This window comes from Streptomyces sp. DSM 40868 (genome assembly GCF_011820545.1).
Classification (GTDB): Bacteria; Actinomycetota; Actinomycetes; order Streptomycetales; family Streptomycetaceae; genus Streptomyces; species Streptomyces eurythermus.
The window spans coordinates 8,098,598-8,119,383 of the sequence record NZ_CP050504.1 but is presented as its reverse complement, the minus strand read 5'-3'; the positions used below and the strand labels follow the sequence as shown (position 1 = coordinate 8,119,383).

16 protein-coding genes are annotated in these 20,786 nt (G+C 73.3%); 9 read left to right on the top strand and 7 right to left on the bottom strand.

Annotated features, from left to right (window positions below):
* Positions 1-373 precede the first annotated feature (373 nt).
* Complete coding sequence (locus tag HB370_RS36460; RefSeq protein WP_030788409.1) at positions 374-982, bottom strand: TetR/AcrR family transcriptional regulator C-terminal domain-containing protein; 609 nt, start codon at positions 980-982, stop codon at positions 374-376.
* A 220-nt stretch (positions 983-1,202) separates the two neighbouring features.
* Here HB370_RS36460 and HB370_RS36455 point away from each other — a divergent pair, with 220 nt between their 5' ends.
* From HB370_RS36455 to HB370_RS36435, 5 genes are all read left to right on the top strand, one after another.
* On the top strand, positions 1,203-2,663 hold the full coding sequence (locus HB370_RS36455) for an APC family permease (RefSeq protein WP_030788405.1): 1,461 nt from the start codon (positions 1,203-1,205) through the stop codon (positions 2,661-2,663).
* A 26-nt stretch (positions 2,664-2,689) separates the two neighbouring features.
* The gene (locus tag HB370_RS36450; protein WP_030788402.1) at positions 2,690-4,276 is read left to right on the top strand and encodes an amidohydrolase; all 1,587 of its coding nucleotides are present in this window, start codon (positions 2,690-2,692) and stop codon (positions 4,274-4,276) included.
* An 85-nt stretch (positions 4,277-4,361) separates the two neighbouring features.
* Positions 4,362-4,748, top strand: a complete 387-nt coding sequence (locus tag HB370_RS36445; protein ID WP_030788399.1) for a VOC family protein — start codon at positions 4,362-4,364, stop codon at positions 4,746-4,748.
* A 71-nt stretch (positions 4,749-4,819) separates the two neighbouring features.
* Positions 4,820-5,542, top strand: coding sequence for a hypothetical protein (locus tag HB370_RS36440; protein ID WP_030788395.1), 723 nt, complete (start codon positions 4,820-4,822; stop codon positions 5,540-5,542).
* A 187-nt stretch (positions 5,543-5,729) separates the two neighbouring features.
* Positions 5,730-7,730, top strand: coding sequence for a non-reducing end alpha-L-arabinofuranosidase family hydrolase (locus HB370_RS36435; RefSeq protein ID WP_030788391.1), 2,001 nt, complete (start codon positions 5,730-5,732; stop codon positions 7,728-7,730).
* 63 nt (positions 7,731-7,793) lie between these two features.
* On the opposite strand, the gene HB370_RS36430 is transcribed toward HB370_RS36435, so the two are convergent.
* Both HB370_RS36430 and bla read right to left on the bottom strand, forming a co-directional pair.
* Positions 7,794-9,362 (bottom strand): carbohydrate-binding protein, encoded by a 1,569-nt coding sequence (locus tag HB370_RS36430; protein ID WP_030788387.1) that lies wholly within the window; start codon positions 9,360-9,362, stop codon positions 7,794-7,796.
* 202 nt (positions 9,363-9,564) lie between these two features.
* Entirely contained in the window at positions 9,565-10,425 is an 861-nt protein-coding gene (bla, locus tag HB370_RS36425) for a class A beta-lactamase (RefSeq protein ID WP_208974550.1), read from the bottom strand.
* Positions 10,426-10,688: 263 nt separating this feature from the next.
* Between bla and HB370_RS42195 the strand changes: the two genes are divergently transcribed.
* Positions 10,689-12,584: a serine hydrolase gene (locus HB370_RS42195; RefSeq protein ID WP_244405763.1), complete on the top strand. Its 1,896-nt coding sequence runs from the start codon at positions 10,689-10,691 to the stop codon at positions 12,582-12,584.
* A 65-nt stretch (positions 12,585-12,649) separates the two neighbouring features.
* Here HB370_RS42195 and HB370_RS36410 read toward each other — a convergent pair whose 3' ends face one another.
* Positions 12,650-13,303 (bottom strand): response regulator transcription factor, encoded by a 654-nt coding sequence (locus HB370_RS36410; protein WP_030788374.1) that lies wholly within the window; start codon positions 13,301-13,303, stop codon positions 12,650-12,652.
* Positions 13,300-14,439, bottom strand: coding sequence for a sensor histidine kinase (locus tag HB370_RS36405; protein WP_051816031.1), 1,140 nt, complete (start codon positions 14,437-14,439; stop codon positions 13,300-13,302). The genes HB370_RS36410 and HB370_RS36405 overlap by 4 nt, the downstream gene beginning before the upstream one ends.
* Before the next feature lie 245 nt (positions 14,440-14,684).
* Between HB370_RS36405 and HB370_RS36400 the strand changes: the two genes are divergently transcribed.
* Positions 14,685-15,251 carry a heme-binding protein gene (locus HB370_RS36400; protein WP_030788368.1) on the top strand — a complete coding sequence of 189 codons (567 nt, stop codon included), beginning with the start codon at positions 14,685-14,687 and terminating at the stop codon, positions 15,249-15,251.
* A 111-nt stretch (positions 15,252-15,362) separates the two neighbouring features.
* On the opposite strand, the gene katG is transcribed toward HB370_RS36400, so the two are convergent.
* Together katG and HB370_RS36390 are read right to left on the bottom strand one after the other, a co-directional pair.
* Positions 15,363-17,585: a catalase/peroxidase HPI gene (gene katG / locus HB370_RS36395; protein WP_030788365.1), complete on the bottom strand. Its 2,223-nt coding sequence runs from the start codon at positions 17,583-17,585 to the stop codon at positions 15,363-15,365.
* Between the two features lie 33 nt (positions 17,586-17,618).
* Positions 17,619-18,056 carry a Fur family transcriptional regulator gene (locus HB370_RS36390; protein ID WP_030788362.1) on the bottom strand — a complete coding sequence of 146 codons (438 nt, stop codon included), beginning with the start codon at positions 18,054-18,056 and terminating at the stop codon, positions 17,619-17,621.
* A gap of 312 nt (positions 18,057-18,368) precedes the next feature.
* Here HB370_RS36390 and HB370_RS36385 point away from each other — a divergent pair, with 312 nt between their 5' ends.
* Together HB370_RS36385 and HB370_RS36380 are read left to right on the top strand one after the other, a co-directional pair.
* Positions 18,369-19,334, top strand: coding sequence for a hypothetical protein (locus HB370_RS36385; protein ID WP_244405761.1), 966 nt, complete (start codon positions 18,369-18,371; stop codon positions 19,332-19,334).
* 57 nt (positions 19,335-19,391) lie between these two features.
* Entirely contained in the window at positions 19,392-20,411 is a 1,020-nt protein-coding gene (locus HB370_RS36380; RefSeq protein WP_030788357.1) for a Ku protein, read from the top strand.
* The last annotated feature ends 375 nt before the right edge of the window (positions 20,412-20,786 follow it).

Here is a 20,786-nt window from a genome sequence, read left to right as displayed (position 1 = left end):
CCAGGGGTCGGGAGCGCTGTGCTCCTCGCGATCCTGTGGTCAGCGTGCGAAGACTCAGGTCAGCGAGGCGGCACCACGCGCATCATGGGTCAGCCCCAGCCGATGACGGGCTCGGCGGCGGCGCGGCGGCTGGTGATGCGCGACATGGTGTTCCTTCGTTTCTCGGGCGGGCTCGGCGTGCGGGCGGAGGGCAGCGGGTCCTTGGTGCGTCCGGGCGCTGGGCCCGCCGCCGTCCTCGTGATCACTACCTTGCCGCCCCGTCGGTGCCGCCGGAAGGCCTTTGGCCTGGCATCGAGCTGCCCGGCACCTTCAGGACAGGAGCCCCCGCGCCGACGAGGGGACGTACCCCTGGGCTCCGCCGGAGCGAGACCGGCTACCGCCCCTCCCGCAGGGCCCGCGCGTGGTTCAGGAAGGCCATGAGTCCCACCTCGAAGGCGCGGTCGGCGCGGCCGTCGCCCGCCGCCTCGAGGGCCTCGGCCAGGCGCGGGGTCGGGGTGCCGTCCGCCAGCTCCCACATGGCCTCGGGGGCGGCCAGGTCGAGGGCCGAGCCCAGCACCAGGTTCTCCAGGGCGACGATCAGCGGCATGATTCCGGCCGGCTCGAATCCGGCCGCGAGCAGGACGCCCACCGCGCGTTCGTACTGGGCGAGGACCCGGGGCGCGCGGACGGGGGAGGTCATCAGCAGCGGGATCACCCGGGGGTGGGCGGCGAACGCGGCCCGGTAGGACCGCGCCCACGCCTCCATGGCCGCGTCCCACGGGGTCAGGTCCAGGGTGGCGGGGTCGATGGCGGCGCAGACGCGCTCGCGCAGCAGTTCCACGATGCCGTCCCGGCCGTCCACGTGGTGGTACACCGAGCCGGTCTGCACGCCGAGCCCGCGGGCTATCCGCGGCACGGTGAAGTCACCGGTCTCGTCGATGAGCCGCAGCGCGGTGGTGGTGATGCGCTCGCGGTCGAGGAGCGGTGTGCGCGGCCGTCCCATGGTCAGCGTCTCCCTGAGGTCTTCCCGGATGCCCAGCGGCAGGTTACATTGCGGAAACCGAAAGCCTTTAGGTTTACGGCTCCGGGCGCCCGCCATCCCCTCGTGCACCCGCAAGTCGCCGGCTCGGACGGCCCACCCCGGCCGCGCCCGCCGGCGACCCGCGCACCCCGCTGCCCCACCACCGGGATCCCCTCCCCTCCGCTGCCAGAAGGGCCCCCGCATGTCCGTGACCACCGCCGGACTCCCGGAGAAGGACGCGCCGTCCGACGCGCCCGGCCTCCGGTCCGGCACCCTCGGCACCGCCGACATCGCCTTCTTCGTCGTCTCCGCCGCCGCGCCGCTGACCGTCATGGCCGGCGTCGCCCCGCTCGCCCTCCTGCTGGGCGGCGTCGGCGCGCCCGTCGGCTATCTGCTGGCCGGGCTGACCCTGGCCGTCTTCGCCGTCGGCTTCACCACCATGAGCCGCCATGTCACGAGCGGCGGCGCGTTCTACGCGTACATCACCCGGGGCCTCGGCCGCCCGGCCGGGATCGGTGCCGCCCTGCTCGCCCTGGTCGGCTACAACGGCATGGAGATCGGTGTCTACGGCCTCCTCGCCACCACCACCCGCGACACCGCGCACGCCCTCTTCGGCGCCGACGTGCCCTGGCTGCCGGTGGCGCTGGCCGGCCTGGTGCTCATCGGCTACGGCGGCTACCGCTCGATCGACTTCGGCGCCAGGGTCCTCGGGGTCCTGCTGGTCGCCGAGACGGGGATACTCGTGCTGCTCGCGGGCGGGGTGCTGGTGCGGGGCGGCGCGCACGGCCTCTCCTTGTCCTCGCTCGCCCCGGCGCATGTGTTCGTGCCCGGCACGGCGGCCGTCCTCGCCTTCGCGTTCGCCGCGTTCACCGGCTTCGAGTCGACCGTCATCTACCGCCGCGAGGCCCGCGACCCGGCGCGCACGGTGCCGCGCGCCACCTACGCGGCCGTCGGCTTCCTCGGCCTGTTCTACGCGTTCACCGTGTGGATCGCCGTCCAGGCGTTCGGCGACGACCGGGTCGTACAGGCCGCCGGGAAGGATCCGGCCGGGCTCTTCTTCACCGCGATCACCACCTATGTGGGCGGCTGGGCCGCCGACTTGATGCACGTCTTCATCGTCACCAGCGTCATCGCCTCGCTGCTCGCCTTCCACAACGCCATCAACCGCTACGCGCTGGCGCTGGCCGAGGAGGGCGTGCTGCCCCGCCGGCTGGGCCGCGTCCACCCCCGGCACCGCTCCCCCTACCTCGCGGGCCTGGCCCAGACCGCCCTCGGCGCCGTGGTCGTCCTCGCCTTCTGGGCCGCCGGCGCCGACCCGTACCAGCAGTTGCTGCTGTGGGTGAACACCCCGGGAATGATCGGCCTGTTGCTGCTCCAGCTGCTGGCCGCGCTCGCCGTGTTCCGCTACTTCCGGCGGGTGCGGCACACCGAGGGCCGGGTGCGCACGGTGCTGGCCCCCGCCCTCGCCGCCGTCCTGCTGGCGGCCGCGATCGTGCTGGTGGTCTCCCACATCGACCTGTTCACCGGTGCGCCACGCGCGGTGAACGTCGTGCTCGTCGTCGCCGCGCCCGCCGTCTTCGTCCTCGGCCTGCCGCTGGCCTGGTGGCTGCGCCGCGACCGGCCGGGCGTCTACGCGACGTTCGGCACCGAACCCACCGAATGACCCTCTTCCCGCTAGGAGTTCACGGCATGCCCGCTGCCGATCTCGTCCTCGCCGGCGCCCGGATCCGCACCCTGGACCCCGCCCGCCCCACCGCCACGGCCGTCGCCCTGCGCGACGGGCTGATCACCGCCGTCGGCACGGCGGACGACGTCCGGGACTGGCGCGGCCCCGGCACCGAGATCGTCGACCTGCGCGGCGCGCACCTGGTGCCGGGCCTGACCGACGCGCACAGCCACCCGGTGTGGGGGCTCGACATGGCGACCGGCACCGATCTGTCCGGTGTGACGGACCTGGCCGGGCTGCGCGCGGCGCTCGCCCGGGCCGAGCGGACCGAGGGCTGGGTGGTCGGCTACGGGCTGGACCACAACGCGTTCCAGGGCCGCCCGGTCCACCATGAGCTGGTGGCGGACGTGCTGGGCGACACCCCGGCCTTCCTGCGCCTGTACGACGGTCACTCCGCCCTCGTCAACGGCCCCGCGCTGGCCGCCGCCGGGGTGACCGGGCCGCGCGCCTTCGACCAGCGTGCCCAGGTGGTGTGCGACGCCTCGGGGCGGCCCACCGGGCATCTGGTCGAGCACGCGGCGATGGACCTGGTCACCGGCGTCGTCCCCCGGCCCTCGTACGGCGAACGGCGGGCGCGGCTGCTGGAGTTGCTGTCCGCCATGGCGGCGACCGGGCTGACCGGCGCCCATGTGATGGACGGCGGGGACCTGGAGCTGGTGGACGCGGTGGCACGGGAGACGGTGCTGCCGGTGCGGCTGCGGTTCGCGCCCTGGTGCATGCCGGGCGCGGACGCCGACGCGCTGCGCGAGCTGATCGAGGCGCAGGGCCGGGGCGGCCGGCACTGGGTGGTCGGCGGGGTCAAGTTCTTCATGGACGGCACCGTGGAGGGCGGCACGGCCTGGCTGGAGCACCCCGACTGCCACGGGCAGGGCACCGACGCGTTCTGGCCGGACCCGCGCGCGTACGCCGAGGCCGTGCGTACCCTGCACGCGGCCGGGGTGCGCACCGCCACGCACGCCATCGGGGACGCCGCCGTCCGGCACGTGCTGGACACGGTGGCCTCGCTGGGGCCGGGCGGGCACGGTGCGCACCGGATCGAGCACATCGAGACCGCGCCCGACGAACTGCTGCCGCGCTTCGCCGAGTTGGGCGTCGCGGCCTCTCTGCAACCGCCGCACACCGGCTACACCCGTGACGACGGCACCGACGAGTGGTCGCGCCGGCTGGGCGGCGACCGGGCCGCCCGTGCCTGGCGGCTGCGGGATCTGCGGGAGGCCGGGGCCACGGTCGCCCTCGGCTCGGACTGGCCGATCGCGCACTACGACGTGCGGGCGGTGCTGGTGACGGCCCGCCGCCCCAAGGGCGCCGCGGCGCACCGGCCGGGGCTCACCGCGGCGCAGGCACTGGAGGGCTGCACCTCGCACGCCGCGGCGGCGGCCGGGGAGGCCGACGTGGCCGGCCGGATCGCGCCCGGCCTCCGGGCCGACCTGACCGCGCTGGCCGTCGACCCCGTGCACGCGCCCGGTGACGAACTCATCGACGCCCCCGTGGTGTTGTCGGTGACCGGCGGGCATGTGACGCACCGGGGACCGGCCGGAGCGGTCCGATAGGATCGGCGTACGGCATCGCGTGTCGGTCACCGTCCGGGTGAGGCATGGAGGTGCCCGTGAGATTGCCCTCGGAGGCATTCCACTCATGTCAGTCGAGTTGAACCACACCATCGTCCACGCCCGGGACAACCGGGAGTCCGCCGAGTTCCTGGCCCACATCCTGGATCTGGAGACCGGGCCCGAGTGGGGCCCGTTCGTCCCGGTCTCCACCGGCAACGGGGTGACCCTGGACTTCGCCACGATCCCGGCGGAGTCGATCGTCACGCAGCACTACGCCTTCCTCGTCTCCGAGGAGGAGTTCGACGCGGCCTTCGCCCGCATCCGGGCGGCCGGGATCACCTACTGGGCCGATCCGCACGGCAAGCAGCCGGGTGAGATCAACCATCACCATGGCGGCCGGGGCGTGTACTTCATGGACCCCGCCGGACACGGCATGGAGATCATCACGCGCCCGTACGACAGCCACGCGTGACCGGCGCGACCCGCGGGTGAGGGCGGGCCGGGGGCGATCGGCCCCCGGCCCGCCTGCGGCACACTGGGCAGGTGAACGAGTTCTCCCTGGTCGACCAGGCCCCCGCCCCCGAGTGGTACGGACGGCTGCGGGTACGCGCCGCCGACCTCTCCCCCGCCGACTGGCTCACCGGACCCGGGCAGGGGGCGTTCGGCACGGTGGCGGGCGTCGCCGCGCCGGGCTTCGCGGCCTACGCGCGGATCCTGCATCCGGCCCGGCTCGACGAGCGGCCGGTGCGCTGGTCGGCGGTGGCCGCCGCCCACGGGACGCGGGTGACGCCCGGCTGCCGCTGGCACGAGGTCATCGGGGCGGACCAGGACCACCTCGACCGATCCGACCCCGGCCTGCCCGGTGTGTGGGACGAACACCCCGCCGAGGGGCCGACGCCGCCCGAGGTCGCCGAGGCACTGCTGCCCGTGCTGGCCCGGCACACCGGCACGCCCGAGCGGTGCTGGTTCGGGCTCTGGCACGGGTACGGCCGCTGGGACTGGGACCGGTTCCCGACGTTCGGGACGCCGGGCCGGGAGGAGGTCCTGCTGGCCGGCCGGCTCACCGACGCCGTCTCCCCGGTCACGCTGGACGAGTTCGCCGAGCTGCCCGACCTGTGGTGGCCGCGGGACCGGGCCTGGGTGCTGGGCGGTGACGTGGATCTGGTCAGCACCTACGTCGGCGGCTCGGCGGAGCTGATCGCGGAGCTGCTGGCCGCGGCGGACCTGGAGACGCTTCCCGTCTCCCCGGACGATCCGGTCGGCTGACCCTCACCCCGAAACGTTTCGTTGTCAACTTCGAATGATGCGAGGGGTGTTGTCGGCACCACAGCCCCTCTTATCATCACGGACATCCGGGGTGTCGACCGTTGTTCGCAATACCGAACGGTCGCCACCATGGTACTGGCAGGTCCATGCCACGACACCCGCAACGATCGTCCGTACGAGGAGAACCATGAAACGTCCCCCGTGGTCAGGCAGGCGCCTGGTCGCCCTGATGGGCGCGTTCGCCGCCGCCACCCTCGCGGTGACCGGAACGGCCGACGCCCGGCCCGCCCCCGCGCAGGCAGACACCCTCGGCGCCCAGGCCGCAAAGTCCGGGCGGTACTTCGGCGCCGCGGTGGCCGCCGGAAGGCTCGGTGACGGCACCTACAGCACGATCCTGGACCGGGAGTTCAACGCGGTCACCCCCGAGAACGAGATGAAGTGGGACGCCACCGAACGCACCCGGGGCTCCTTCACCTTCACCGCCGCCGACCAGATCGTCGGCCATGCCGTCGCGCACAAGCAGCGGGTGCGGGGCCACACCCTGGTCTGGCACTCCCAACTGCCCGGCTGGGTCGGCTCGATCACCGACGCCACCACGCTGCGCACCGTGATGCGCGACCACATCACCGCCGAGGCGACCCACTTCAAGGGCAAGATCTACGCCTGGGACGTGGTGAACGAGGCGTTCGCCGACGGCGGCAGCGGGGCGCGCCGGGCCTCCGTCTTCCAGAACGTCCTGGGTGACGGCTACATCGAGGACGCCTTCCGCACCGCTCGCGCGGCCGACCCCGCGGCCAAGCTCTGCTACAACGACTACAACATCGAGAACTGGTCGGACGCCAAGACCCAGGCCGTCTACCGCATGGTGCGCGACTTCAAGTCCCGTGGCGTGCCCATCGACTGCGTCGGCTTCCAGAGCCACTTCGGTACCTCCGGCCCGCCGTCGAGCTTCCGGAACACGCTGGCGAACTTCGCCGCCCTCGGCGTGGACGTGCAGATCACCGAGCTGGACATCGCGCAGGCACCGGCCACCGCGTACGCGGACACGGTCAAGGCGTGCCAGAGCGTCGCCCGCTGTACCGGCATCACCGTGTGGGGCATCCGCGACAGCGACTCCTGGCGCAGCGGCGAGAACCCGCTGCTGTTCGACAGCGCGGGCAACAAGAAGGCCGCGTACGGCGCGGTGCTGTCGGCGCTCGGCGGCACGGCCGCGGCCCCGGCCCCGCACAAGGGGCTGCCGTCGAGCTTCAGCTGGTCCTCCAGCAAGCAGCTGATCGCGCCCAAGTCCGACGCGACGCACGACATCGCCGGGATCAAGGACCCGTCCGTCGTCCGCTACAAGGGCAAGTACCACGTGTTCGCGAGCGTGGCCAGCGCCTCCGGCTACAACCTCGTCTACCTGAGCTTCAAGGACTGGTCGCAGGCGGGCAAGGCCACCCACCACTACCTGGACCGCACGGCCATCGGCAGCGGCTACCGGGCGGCACCCCAGGTGTTCTACTACGCGCCGCAGAAGCTGTGGTACCTGGTCTACCAGACGGGCAACGCGTCGTACTCCACCAACAAGGACATCTCCGACCCCGACGGCTGGAGCGCGCCGCGCGACTTCTACCCCGAGATGCCGGAGATCATCAAGCAGAACATCGGCAACGGCTACTGGGTCGACATGTGGGTGATCTGTGACAGCGCCGACTGCTATCTGTTCTCCTCCGACGACAACGGGCACCTCTACCGCTCGCAGACCACCGTCGGCCAGTTCCCGAACGGGTTCACCAACACCGTCATCGCCGCCCAGGACCCCGACAGGTACGCCCTGTTCGAGGCGAGCAACATCTACAAGGTGAAGGGCAGCGACCAGTATCTGATGCTGGTGGAGGCGATCGGCTCCGACGGCCGGCGCTACTTCCGCTCCTGGACCTCCTCCAGCCTGGCCGGCTCCTGGTCCCCGCTGGCCGATTCCGAGAGCAATCCGTTCGCCCGGGCGAACAACGTGACCTTCCCGTCGGGTGCCTGGACGAAGGACATCAGTCACGGCGAGATGATCCGCGCCGGTTACGACCAGACGCTGACCATCCCCGCGTGCAAGCTCCAGTACCTGTACCAGGGCATGGACCCGGCCGCGAGCGGTGACTACAACAGCCTGCCGTGGCGGCTCGGCCTGCTCACCCAGACCAAGTCCCACTGCTGAGACGGCTGGAAGCGGGACGCCGTACCGGACGGCGTCCCGCTGTGCCCGAACCGCCGTACCCGGTTACGGGTTGACGACACTGCCGCCGAAGGTCACCACGAGGCGGCCGTCGGAGGCGAAGGACCAGCCGAGGGCGCCCGCGTACGAGGAGCAGCGGGAGCCGTTGGAGCCGGCCCAGAACTGGTTGGAGCCGTCGGCGCTGCCGACCGTCTTGTCATTGGAGCCGCTGCCGGCGAAGCGGCAGGAGGTGTTGTCGCGGAACACCGACGTGCCCTTGTCGAACGAGAAGTTGCGCTCGGCGTTGTCGACGCCGACGTTGCCGGAGATGGTCATGGTGCCCGGGTTGCTGTTGTAGGTGAACCCGTGGTGGCCGTTCTTGTAGGCGATGCTGTGCCGGACGACGTGGTCGACGGGGATGTCGTCGCCGCCGAGCTTGTAGCCGTTGCGGTCGCCGTTGGTGTTGACGGTGCCGTCGCTCAGCGTGCCGTTGCCGTAGGAGAGGGAGTACTCGATGGTCACCGGGCCGATGGCGCCGGTGTCCGTCTTGGTGTACAGGTCCCAGCCGTCGTCGATGTTGTGGTGGGAGACGTCGTAGCGGAAGACGTTCCCGGTGCCGGTGGTCAGCTTGGCGGCGAAGCCGTCGGCGTCCTCGCCGTCGGAGTCGGCGTTGTCGTGCGACTCGGAGCTGACGATCAGGTTGTTCGCCGGCCACTGGGAGCTGGGGGTGCTGGAGGCGATCCGGCCGAGCTGGAGCCCGGTGTCCCGGTTGTGGGCGGTCACCACCCGCTCGACGACGTTGTTGCTGCCGCCGACGTAGATCCCGTTGTCACCGGCGTGCTGGACCGTGAGGCCGTACAGCCGCCAGTAGTCGGCGAACAGCTGGATGCCCCGGTTGGACGGGCTCTCGGTCTGCGCCGAGAAGTCCAGGACCGGCTTCTCGCCCGGGTAGGCGGACAGGGTGGTGCGGGCGGCCGAGGTGCCGTCGCTGCCGTCCGGGATGGTGACCGTGGCGGACTGGCGGTAGGTCCCGCCGCGCAGGTAGATGGTGCCGCCGGGGGTGATCCGGCTGATGGCCGAGGTGAGCGTGGTCGGGGCCGACTCGGTGCCGGCCGCGCCGTCGGTGCCGGTCGGTGACACGTAGAGCACATTGCCGGTCGCCGCCGTGGCCACGTCGGCGTCGAGGTAGTCCAGGTTGGGCAGGCCGTCGGCCGTGGTCGGGGTGAGGCGTACGGTGTTGGCGCCCGCCTTGACCGGTACGGTGAGCGTCTTGGTCGTCCAGCTGTCCCAGGCGCCGGTGGTCTCGAAGCCGGCGGTGGTGGCTGTGGTGCCGTTGACGGCGACGGTCGCGGGCCGGGCGGCGGCCGAGCCGTTGGCGAAGCGGATGTTCAGGGTCGCGGTGCCGGCACTCGCCGCGTTCACGGTGAACTGGGCGTAGGCGCTCGAGCTGTTGGTGGCGTTGCAGAATCCGCTGCCGGAATACCCGGTCCAGTCGGAGTCGATGGTCCCGGTGCAGACCGCGGGCGCGCTCTCGGCCTCGTACCGGGTGGTCACGGCCTGGGCCGTGGTGCCGGTCAGCGCGACGAGCGCACCGGTCAGCAGCCCGGCGCACACGATGGCTGGTCTTGTTTGCATCGGCTTGTCTCCCTGCGGGTCGACTCGGCTGTGCGGGTGCGAGCGGTCCAGAGGGGTGAACCCGGCGGCCGGTCATGGCATGGTGGACAGTGACCGGAAAGCGCTTTCCCTCTGGACCTTCCCGACGGTAGGGAGCAGTCATGCACACGTCAACAGCCGTGTACATGATTCATATTCAGAATTGTGAATTGCGAGGGGTTGGCTACTCGCCCGGGGCGAGGGTGCGGGCGACGATGGCCGCCGCCTCCGCGATCAGTGCCTGGTCCACCGGCGCGTCGGGGGCGCTCTTGTCCGACAGGACGGCCAGCACCACGGGGGTCCCCCGGGTCGTCCAGGCCACGCCGATGTCGTTGGCGGTGGCGTAGTCCCCGGTCCCGGTCTTGTCCGCCACCACCCAGGCGGACGGCAGCCCCTTGCGGAACCGCTCCGCGCTGGTGGTGTTGCCCTTCAGCCAGCCGGTGAACCGCTCCCGGTCGGCCCTGCGCAGGGCCCGGCCCAGGGTGAGGCGCTCCAGGCTCCCGGCGATCGCCTCGGGTGTCGTGGTGTCCCGCACGTCCCCGGGGATCGCGGTGTTCAGCTCCGGCTCCCACCGGTCGAGCCGGCTGACCGTGTCGCCGAGCGACCGGAGGAAACGGGTGAGTCCGGCCGGGCCGCCGAGCTCCCGGAGCAGCAGATTGCCGGCCGCGTTGTCGCTGTACTGGATCGCCGCCGCGCACAGGCCGGCCACGGTCATGCCGGTCGCCAGATTCTCCTCGGTACGCGGGGAGTTGGGCAGGATGTCACGCGGCGGGTAGTGCACCACCCGGTCCAGCGGAGCGCGGTCGCCGTGGTCGCGCAGCACCGCCGCCGCAGCGAACGCCTTGAACGTCGAGCACATCGCGAACCGCTCTTCCGCCCGGTGGACCACGGTCCGCCCCGTGCGGACGTTGCGCGCGTACACGCCGAGCCGGGCGCCGTGGCGCCGCTCCAGCTCGGCCAGCTCGGCCGGTCCGGTCCGGCCGGTGTGCGCGGCGGTGCCCGGGGCGGCGGACGCGGCGGGCGCGGAGACCGCCGTCGCGGCCATCGCGGCGCCGGTGAGGGCGAGGCCGGCCCGCAGCAGGCGGCGGCGCGGCAGCGGGCCGGGGCCGGCGGCGGGCGCGATCACACTGGTCAAGGGTGTAGTGGGCGCGGTCGTACTGGAGATGGGCGTACTGGTCATGGGCGTACTCCTCCCGGACGTACGTCGTTTCGGTGCCGATCTTCGACGGGGACAGCGAAGCAGGGCGGGGGCACCCATGTCCAAGAGGAAACTTTGAAGTTCCCATGCCTTATTGATATGAGTGCCGGGTGGATCTACTGGCCCACCTGGAGGCGTACGTGGCGACGGCCGAGGAGGCGGGCTTCTCCCGGGCCGCCGACCGGCTCGGCATCGCCCAGCCGTTGCTCAGCCGCCGCGTCAAGACGCTGGAGGAGTACTTCGGCGGCCCGCTGTTCGACCGGTCGCGGCGGCAGATCGAGACCACGGAGCTGGGGGTGCTGCTGCTCCCCTACGCGCGGGACGTGCTGGACCGGGCGCAGCGGCTGCGGCAGGTCGCCCGCTCGGCCCGGCGCTCGCGGGTGCGCGCCGTCGGTGTCCCCGCGGACTGCGCCCCGGCCGCGCTGGCCCGGGCCCTGCGCGCCGGCACCGAGCACGGGGTCACCCTCGGCATACGGGAACTGCCGCCGCCGGAACGGGAATCGGGGCTGGCGGACGGTTCGCTCGGGTACGCGCTGGTGCGCACCGCGCCGGAACGGGCCGTGTTCCAGGTGCCGTTGGGGGTGGCGTCCGCGCCGGTGCCGGACGGCACGGCCGCGCGGCGCACGCTGCACCTGGAGGAGCTGCGGCCGCGCCGCGGCCGGGGCGCCGGACGTGCCGCTCCCCCGCCCGTGTTGCTGCTGACGGAGGATCAAGTGCCGTACTTCGAGGACCGTTTGGCGCGGGCCGCCGCGCGCGCCGGGCTGCCCGAGGAGCGGATCCGGCCGGCCGGAGCGGCGGCGACCGCGCTCGCCGAGACCCTGGCCGGGCACGCGCTGCTGCTGTGCGCCGAACCGTTCGCCCGGCAGCACGGCGCCCACTGGACACCACTGGCCGACCGCGCCCTGCACCGGGGCTACGACGTGCGTGCCGCCCCGGACCGGGACGGCACGGCGGCCGCACCGGAATGGCTGGCCACGCTGCTCGCCTCGGCGGTGGGCGCCGTGCCCCACCGGGGCGGGCCGGGGCCGGTGGCCGGGCGCGAGGACAGCCCCCGCGCGGCTGGCGGCACGCGGATGAGCGCGGCGCCGCACCACCCGGTGTACACCGGCGGCGACGCGGCCCTGTCGGCCGTCGCCGAGGCCATCGCCGCGGACTGGGCGGCGGTGGGCGTCCGCGGCTCCTTCCTCGCCCGCAACCTCGACACCGGGGAGCAGCTGGGTTTCGACGCGGACGAGCCGGTGCCGCTGGCGTCGGTGGCCAAGGTCCCGCTCGCCCTGGTCGTGCTGGACCGGGTCGCGGCCGGGGAGCTGGACCCGGCCCGCCCGGTGACGGTGGATCCCCGTACCAGCAGCGTCGGCCCCACCGGGCTCGCCGCCTTCCGGCACCCGGCCACGGTGGCCGTCGGCGATCTGCTCCTGCTGATGCTGTCGGTGAGCGACAACGCCGCCGCGGACGCCCTGTTCGACCTGGTGCCGACGGCGGAGACCGACGCGCGGCTGCGGGCCTGGGGGTGTGACGGGATCCGGGTGCGGCACCGGATGAACCACCTGTACGAGTGCGCGGCCGGCGCCGCCGGGAACGACTTCTCCCTCGCCCTGGAGCTGGCCGTACGGGACGAGGGGACGGGCCGGCACACCATCGAGACCCTGGACCCGGCGCATGCCAACGCGGGCACGGCCGCGGCGCTGGTCGGCCTGCTCCAGCGGGTGTGGCGCGACGAGATCTCCACTCCTTCCGCGACGGCCGAGCTGCGCCGGCTGATGGGACACCAGGTCTTCACCCAGCGGCTGGCGGGCGAACTGCGCGCGGACACGCTGCGGTGGAGCGGCAAGACCGGCACGTTCCTCCATCTGCGGCACGAGATCGGGGTCGTCGAGGCGGATTCCGGGGACCGGGTGGCGATGGCCGCGCTCACCCGCGCGACCCGCCGCGCGGGACTGGCACCGGACATCGACCAGGCGATCGGGGCGGCGGGCCGGGACGCGTTCGAGGCCCTGCGGAGCTAGCCGGTCCCGGCCGCTCGGCACAGCGTCGCTCAGGACAGCGCGGTCGCTCGGCACAGCGCGGCCGCTCAGGACAGCAGGCGCTGTTCCTTCGCCACCGCCACCGCGCCCGCCCGGGTGTCCACACCGAGCTTGTCGTAGATGCGCCGCAGATGGGTCTTGACGGTGGCCTCGCTGATGTAGAGGGCGCGGGCGATGGCGTGGTTGGACAGGCCCCGGGAGAGGTGGGCGAGGATGTCCCGTTCCCGGGGGGTGAGGGCGGGGCGGGGGTTGCGCAGGCGGGACATCACACGATCGGCGACCGGGGGCGAGAGCGCCGGGCGGCCCTGGGCCGCCGCGTGGATCGCCGTGAACAGGTCCTCCGCGCGCTCCGCCTTCAGCAGATAGCCGGTGGCGCCGGCCTCGACGGCACGGGTGACGTCGGCGTCGGTGTCGTACGTGGTGAGGACCAGGACGTGCGGGGCGGCCGGCTCGGCGCGCAGCCGGCGGGTGGTCTCGACGCCGTCGATGCCCTCGCCCAGTTGCAGGTCCATCAGGACGACGTCCGGGGTGGTCTTGCGGGCGAGGGCGAGCGCCTCCTCGCCGCTGCCCGCCTCGCCGACGACCTCGATGTCCGGCGCGCTGTGCAGCAGCGCCAGCAGTCCGGCGCGGACGACGGCGTGGTCGTCGCAGACGAGGATGCGCACCGGTGTCCGGGCGTCCGTCGCGGGGGTGTGGGTCATCTCGGCTCCAACGGGATCGCCGCCGACAGGGCCGTGCCCTCGCCCGGTGCCGACTCGATGGTGAGGGTGCCGCCCAGCTGGCGCAGGCGGGCACGGATGGCGGGCAGGCCGTGGCCGCGTTCCCCGGCGGGCGCGGGTCCGGCGGCGGGGGTGTGCGGGTCGAAGCCGCGCCCGTCGTCGGTGACGTCCAGCACGATCTGGTCGTCCAGGCAGGTCAGGGTGAGGGCGGCGGCGGTGGCCCCCGCGTGTTCGCGGACGTTGGCGAGGGCGCCCTGGGCGATGCGCAGCAGGGCGGACTCCACGGGCGCGGGCAGCGGGTCGGGCGGGCTGCCCTCGGTGTGCACGCGGACGGTGAGACCGGGTGTCGTCTCGCGCTCGGCGACGGCGTGCAGGGCCCGGAGCAGGCCGCCGCCCTCGGCGAGGTCGGCCGGGGTCAGGTCGTGGACGAAGCGGCGGGCCTCGGCGAGGCTGCGCTCGGCGATGGCCGCCGCCGTGCGGACGTGGTCGCGGGCCGTGCCGGGGGCGTTGTCCCACAGACGGTCGGCCGCCTGGAGCAGCATGCGCTGGCTGGACAGGCCCTGGGCGAGGGTGTCGTGGATCTCCCGGGCGAGCCGTTCGCGTTCGGCGAGGGTGCCCTCGCGGCGCTCGGTGGCCGCGAGTTCGCGCCGGGTGCGGACCAGGTCGGCGATCAGGGCGTCCCGGCGGGCCGCCTGGCGCTGCATGACCACGAACACGGTGGTGGCCACGGCGGCCACCGCGGGCGGGGCCAGCAGCACGTTCGGGTCGGCCCAGCCCGCAAGGCTGAGCTGGGCGGCCACCGCGAGCGCGGTCAGCACCGCCACCAGGGGGATGGCGGCGCGCGGCGGGAGCGTGCGCAGTCCGGTGTAGAAGAGCGGGACCGCGCACCAGGCGAAGCTCGGGGCCAGGACGACGAGCAGCGCCCAGGCCGCCACGGCCAGACCGAGCCAGGCCAGCCGGCGCGGTGTGGGGCGGGTGCCGAGGGCGGGGCCGAGGACGTAGAGCACCGCCAGCAGCACGGACAGGGCGATCACCCAGGGGGTGTGCGGTCCCCCGGCGTGCCGGGCCAGGTAGCGGGCGACGGACGCGGACAGCAGCACGAAGAACGCGGTGTGCATGACGACGGTGAGGGCGCGGGTGTCGTCGCGCTCGGGTGCGGCCACCCCTGACACCTCCCTCGGCTCCGCGCTGAACTGGGCAAACACCCTCCATTGTGCCCAGGTACGGAGGCCGCGGGGTCATCCGATCGGATGACCCCCCAGGCGACCGGTCCACCGACGGGACGCGGCCCGGTCCGGCAGCAGGATCGGTTCCGGGAAGCGATTCCGCCTCCCGCCCAGGATCTACCGAGAGGTTCCTCAGCATGCCCAGTCGCAAGAGGCCGTCCCGCCGTTCCCGCGTCCTGGTGGGCGGTGCCGCCCTGGCCGTCGTCGGGGCCGGTGTCGTCGGCACGGTCGCCGCCAACGCCGCCGACTCCACCGGCGCCACGCCCGCCGCCGCACCGGTGGCGGCGCGCGGCGGTGAGCTGACCCAGAGCACGCACCTGTCCGTGGACGCGGCCACGAAGGCGGCGCGCGCCGCGCTGGAGGCGGCCGAGAAGGACGGCCGGCAGGTGTCCGTGGCCGTCGTCGACCGCAACGGCAACACCGTGGTCACCCTGCGCGGGGACGGCGCGGGCCCGCAGTCGTACGAGTCCGCGGAGCGCAAGGCGTACACCGCGGTCTCCTGGAACGCGCCGACCTCGGAGCTGGCCAAGCGGCTGGCGCAGGCGCCGAACCTGAAGGACATCCCGGGCACGCTGTTCCTCGCGGGCGGCGCGCCGGTGACCGCCAAGGGCGCCCCGGTCGCGGGCATCGGCGTCGCGGGCGCCCCGTCGGGCGACCTGGACGAGCGGTACGCGCAGGCGGGCGCGGCGGCCCTCGGCCGCTGACACGCCCCGGCGCACGCCGGCACGGAAAAACGTCCGGGTCCACCCCGAGGGGCGGACCCGGACGCGCCGTTCAGCGGGCCGGAACGGCCGTCACCGGACCGGCCGGGCCGGTCAGACCAGGTCGAAGCGGTCCGCGTTCATGACCTTGTTCCACGCGGCGACGAAGTCCTTCACGAACTTCTCCTTGGCGTCGTCGCTCGCGTACACCTCGGCGAGGGCGCGCAGCTCGGAGTTGGAGCCGAAGACGAGGTCGGCGCGGCTGCCGGCCCACTTCACCTCGCCGGTGCTCGCGTCCCGGCCCTCGAAGGTGGTCTGGTCCTCCGAGGTCGCCTTCCACTGCGTGCCCATGTCGAGCAGGTTGACGAAGAAGTCGTTGGTGAGGACGCCGGGCGTCTTGGTCAGCACGCCGAGCTGCGACTGCTGGTAGGTGGCGCCGAGGACGCGCAGACCGCCGACGAGCACGGTCGTCTCGGGGGCGCTCAGGTTCAGCAGGTTGGCCCGGTCGAGCAGCAGGTACTCGGCGGGCAGGCGGTTGCCCTTGCCGAGGTAGTTGCGGAAGCCGTCCGCGGTCGGCTCCAGCGCCTCGAAGGACTCGGCGTCGGTGTGCTCCTCGCCGGCGTCGACCCGGCCCGGGGTGAAGGGCACCTCGATCTCGAAGCCGCCCTCCTTGGCGGCCTTCTCCACGGCGGCGGCACCGCCGAGGACGATGAGGTCGGCCAGGGAGACCTTCTTGGCGCCGGAGGAGGCGTTGAACTCCTGCTGGATGCCCTCGAGGGTGCGCAGCACCTGGGCGAGCTGGTCGGGCTCGTTGACCTCCCAGCCGCGCTGCGGGGCGAGGCGGATGCGGGCGCCGTTGGCACCGCCGCGCTTGTCGCTGGCGCGGAAGGTGGACGCGGACGCCCACGCGGTGGTGACCAGCTGGGACACGGACAGGCCCGAGTCGAGCAGCTTGGTCTTCAGGGCGGCGATGTCGGCGTCGTCGATCAGCTCGCCCTCGCGCTCGGGCAGCGGGTCCTGCCAGAGCAGGGTCTCCTCCGGGACCTCGGGGCCGAGGTACAGCGACTTCGGGCCCATGTCGCGGTGGGTGAGCTTGTACCAGGCGCGGGCGAAGGCGTCCGCGAATTCCTCCGGGTTCTCGTAGAACCGGCGGGAGATGGGCTCGTAGATCGGGTCGAAGCGCAGCGCCAGGTCGGTGGTGAGCATCCGCGGGCGGTGCTTCTTCTCCGGGTCGTGCGCGTCGGGGATGATCTCCGGGGCGTTCTTGGCCACCCACTGGTTGGCGCCGGCCGGGCTCTGCTCCAGCTCGTACTCGTACTCGAACAGGTTCTTGAAGAACCCGTTGCTCCACTGGGTCGGCGTGCTGGTCCAGGTGACCTCGAGACCGGAGGTGATGGCGTCCCCGCCCTTGCCGGTGCCGTAGGTGTTGCGCCAGCCGAGGCCCTGCTCCTCCAGGCCGGCGGCCTCCGGGTCCGGGCCGACGTTGTCGGCGGGGCCGGCGCCGTGGGTCTTGCCGAAGGTGTGGCCGCCGGCGATCAGCGCGACGGTCTCCTCGTCGTTCATCGCCATGCGGCGGAACGTCTCACGGATGTCGCGGGCCGCGGCGACCGGGTCCGGGTTGCCGTTCGGGCCCTCGGGGTTGACGTAGATCAGGCCCATCTGGACGGCGCCCAGCGGGTTCTCCAGCTCGCGGTCGCCGGTGTAGCGCTTGTCGTCCAGCCAGGTGGTCTCGGGACCCCAGTAGACGTCCTCCTCCGGCTCCCAGACGTCCTCGCGGCCGCCGCCGAAGCCGAAGGTCTTCAGACCCATCGTCTCCAGGGCCACGTTGCCGGTGAGGATCAGCAGGTCGGCCCAGGAGATGCTCTGGCCGTACTTCTTCTTGACCGGCCACAGCAGGCGGCGGGCCTTGTCCAGGTTGCCGTTGTCCGGCCAGCTGTTGAGCGGGGCGAAGCGCTGCTGGCCGGCGCCGGCGCCACCGCGGCCGTCGCTGATGCGGTAGGTGCCCGCGCTGTGCCAGGCCATGCGGATCATCAGCGGGCCGTAGTTGCCGAAGTCGGCGGGCCACCAGTCCTGGGACGTGGTGAGCACCTCGGCGATGTCCCGCTTCACGGCGGCGAGGTCCAGGGCCTGGAAGGCCTGCGCGTAGTCGAAGTCCTCGTCGAGCGGGTTGGCCACGTCCGGGTTCTTGGCGAGGATCTTCACATTGAGCCGCTCCGGCCACCACTGACGGTTGCCACCGCCCTGGGTCGGGTGCAGGGCCCGGTCGTGCGCGACGGGGCAGCCGCCGCTCCCCTCCGACTTCGCGTCTGTGACGATCGCGTCGTGGTTCTCAGTCATGGCAATCCTTCCGAACTGTGCGGAACTCGGTGCTCAGGAACTGCGGCCGGTGGAACAGCCGGGGCACAGGCCCCAGTACACGACCTCGGCCTCTTCGATGGCGAAGCCGTGGTCGTCGGAGGCGGTCAGGCAGGGCGCGTCGCCGACGGCACAGTCGACGTCCGCGACGGCCCCGCAGGACCGGCACACGATGTGGTGGTGGTTGTCGCCCACACGTCCCTCGTACCGGGCCGGGTGGCCGGCCGGCTCGATACGGCGCACCAGACCCGCGGCGGTCAGCGCGTGCAGGGCCTCGTAGACGGCTTGCAGGGAGATGTGGCCTACGCGATCGCGGACACCCGAGGCGATCGCCTCGGCGCCGAGGTGGTCACCGTCCCGGACGGTCTCCAGCAGCGCGACGCGGGCTGCCGTCACGCGCAGGCCGGCACCGCGCAGCTCCTCGGCGGTGGTCGGTCTCGGGGAGGCGGACATGCCCCGAACCTATCGTCATAAACACGAGGGGTTCAAGAAAACGAAGGATGCAATTCTGGTCGCGTCCGGGTGGCGTCCGGCCGTCCTCGGGGTCCTGCGCGCACCGGTCGGGCGGGGGCCGCGGAGCCGGGTCGCGCGCATGCCCGCATCATGCGGTTCCCGGCCGGCGGCAGCGGTGCGGCGAGCCGGTCGGTCCACCGGACGGGGGAACGGAACCCGGACCGACCGTACGGACGAATCATCGCAAAGGGCACATAAAGCGGTTACGACGAGAAACCCGGGACTCTGTCATCGAGGTGGCCGTCGAGAGGGATGCCGGTGGACCTGGACTCCGTCGCCGACGAGCTGTACGGGCTGCGGCCGGAGGAGTTCGTGGCAGCCCGTGACCGCCGCGCCCGGGACGCCCGCGAGGCCGGTGAGCAGGCCCTCGCGAAAGAGATCGGCGCGTTGCGGCGGCCGAGCCTGGCCGCCTGGGCGGGCAATCTGCTGGTGCGCCGGCGGCCGGAGGAGGTCGAGCCGCTGCTCGGCCTCGGCGAGGAGCTGCGCCGCGCGCACCGGGAACTGGACGGCACGCGGCTGCGCGAGCTGGCCCGGCGGCAGGGCGAGGTGATCGGCGCGCTGGGCCGGCAGGCCCGCCGGCTGGCCGAGCGGGAGGGGCATCCGGTGGGCGAGAGCGTCCAGCGCGAGGTCGAGGAGACCCTGCACGCCGTGCTCGCCGACCCGGAGGCGGCCCGCGCGTGGGCGGCGGGGCGGCTGGTGAAACCGCTGAGGTCCACGTTCGGGTTTCCGCAGGCGGACGTCCTGGAACCGCGACCGAGCGGGGTGCCACGGCGTGCCGCGGACGGCCGCCGGGAGAAGGACGGCCACCAGGAAGAGGACGGTCACCGGGAGGAGCGCGAGGACCCTCGCCGGGCGAAGCCCGGGGACACGGCTGTGGAGCCCGACGAGGACGAGCTGGCCCGGCGGCGCCGGATCAAGGAGGCCCGGCAGGCGGCCCACGATGCCGAGGGGGACCTGCGCGACCGCGAGGCGGAGGTCCGGTCCGCCGACGCGGACGCGGAGACGGCCCGCGACCGGGTGGCCGGGGCCGAGCGGCGCGTACGGGAGCTGCGCGCCGAGCTGCGCCTGACGGAGCGGGAGCAGCGGCAGGCCCGTACCGACGAGCGGACGGCCCGGGAGCGGGCCCGGCGGGCCGGCCGTGCCGTGCGGGAGGCCCGGCGCCATGCCGAGACGGCCGCGGAACGGGTGGAACGGCTGGCCGCCGGCGAGCGCGACTGAGCGCCACGACGGAACGGCCCCGTGCCGGGAGAACGAGGCGACAGGAGAGAGGGAGCCATGGCGAGACCGATCTGGACGGGGGTCCTGACCTTCGGGCTGGTGACCCTCCCCGTGGGGCTGTACACCGCCACCCAGGACCACACCGTCCACTTCCACCAGCTCCAGCGCGGCACCTCCGACCGGATCCGCAACAAACGGGTCAACGAGCGCACCGGCAAGGAGGTCGGCGGCGACAGGATCGTCAAGGGGTACGAGCTGGACGAGGGCGAGTACGTCGTCGTGGAGCCGGAGGAGCTGGAGGAGATCGCGCCCGGCCGGTCGAAGGTGATCGACCTGGCCGGGTTCGTCGACCTCCACCGCGTCGAGCCCGTCTATTTCGACCGGACCTACTACGTCGGCCCGCGCGGCAAGGAGTACGCACAGGTCTACGAGCTGATGCGGGCGGCCCTCGACCGCTCGGACAAGGCCGGGATCGCCACGCTCACGATGCGCGGCAAGGAGTACCTGACCGCGCTGCGGGCCCAGCCGGACGTCCTCGTCCTGCACACCCTGCACTGGGCCGACGAGGTGCGCGACCCCGCCGATGTGGTGCCCGAGCTGCCGGAACGGCACGCGAAGGCCGGCAGCAGGGAGCTGCGCACGGCCGAGCAGCTGATCGACGCCCTCACCATCGACTGGGACCCGCACGACTACCGCGACACCTACGAGGAACGCGTCAAGAAGCTCGTCGCCGCCAAGCGCGAGGGCGAGGAGGTCGTCGGCGAACCGCAGCCGCCGGAGGCGACCAACGTCATCGACCTCATGGAGGCGCTGAGCCGCAGCGTGGAACAGAGCCGGTCCCGCACCGGCACGGGCGGCAAGCAGGGCAAGCGGGCTGAGGGGGGCGAGACGGGCCCGGGCGGCAAGAAGGGCAAGCGCCGCGAGCCCGCCGCCCGCCGGGAGCGGCCCGGCGAACTGGCCTCCCTGTCGAAGGCGGAGCTGTACGAGCGGGCGAGCGCGGCGGCCGTACCGGGCCGGTCGAAGATGACCCGCGAGCAGCTGATCGAGGCCCTGACCCGGGCGGGCACCGCGGCCTGACCGGAGCAGACACCGCGGCCTTACCCGGGCGGGCCTCTCGGCCCGAGCGGGGCCGGCGCTACGGCCCGACCCGAGCGGGCATCACGGCCTCACCCGGGGAGCCCTCGCAGCCTGACCCGGGCCGGCACCACGGCCCGAGCGGGGCCAGCGCTGCGACCCCACCCGAGCGGGCATCACGGCCTCACCCGGGCAGCCCTCGCAGCCTGACCCGGGCCGGCACCACGGCCCGAGCGGGGCCAGCGCTGCGACCCCACCCGAGCGGGCATCACGGCCTCACCCGGGCAGCCCTCGCAGCCTGACCCGGTCGGCACCACGGCCCGAGCGGGGCCAGCGCTGCGACCCCACCCGAGCGGGCATCACGGCCTCACCCGGGCA

Bases quoted from the DNA above. Each gene is read 5' to 3' on its own strand.
- HB370_RS36460 (WP_030788409.1), bottom strand. From the start codon at position 982: ATGGGACGGCCGCGCACACCGCTCCTCGACCGCGAGCGCATCACCACC.
- HB370_RS36455 (WP_030788405.1), top strand. From the start codon at position 1,203: ATGTCCGTGACCACCGCCGGACTCCCGGAGAAGGACGCGCCGTCCGAC.
- HB370_RS36450 (WP_030788402.1), top strand. From the start codon at position 2,690: ATGCCCGCTGCCGATCTCGTCCTCGCCGGCGCCCGGATCCGCACCCTG.
- HB370_RS36445 (WP_030788399.1), top strand. From the start codon at position 4,362: ATGTCAGTCGAGTTGAACCACACCATCGTCCACGCCCGGGACAACCGG.
- HB370_RS36435 (WP_030788391.1), top strand. From the start codon at position 5,730: ATGAAACGTCCCCCGTGGTCAGGCAGGCGCCTGGTCGCCCTGATGGGC.
- HB370_RS36430 (WP_030788387.1), bottom strand. From the start codon at position 9,362: ATGCAAACAAGACCAGCCATCGTGTGCGCCGGGCTGCTGACCGGTGCG.
- bla (WP_208974550.1), bottom strand. From the start codon at position 10,425: ATGGCCGCGACGGCGGTCTCCGCGCCCGCCGCGTCCGCCGCCCCGGGC.
- HB370_RS36410 (WP_030788374.1), bottom strand. From the start codon at position 13,303: ATGACCCACACCCCCGCGACGGACGCCCGGACACCGGTGCGCATCCTC.
- HB370_RS36405 (WP_051816031.1), bottom strand. From the start codon at position 14,439: ATGCACACCGCGTTCTTCGTGCTGCTGTCCGCGTCCGTCGCCCGCTAC.
- HB370_RS36400 (WP_030788368.1), top strand. From the start codon at position 14,685: ATGCCCAGTCGCAAGAGGCCGTCCCGCCGTTCCCGCGTCCTGGTGGGC.
- katG (WP_030788365.1), bottom strand. From the start codon at position 17,585: ATGACTGAGAACCACGACGCGATCGTCACAGACGCGAAGTCGGAGGGG.
- HB370_RS36390 (WP_030788362.1), bottom strand. From the start codon at position 18,056: ATGTCCGCCTCCCCGAGACCGACCACCGCCGAGGAGCTGCGCGGTGCC.
- HB370_RS36385 (WP_244405761.1), top strand. From the start codon at position 18,369: ATGCCGGTGGACCTGGACTCCGTCGCCGACGAGCTGTACGGGCTGCGG.
- HB370_RS36380 (WP_030788357.1), top strand. From the start codon at position 19,392: ATGGCGAGACCGATCTGGACGGGGGTCCTGACCTTCGGGCTGGTGACC.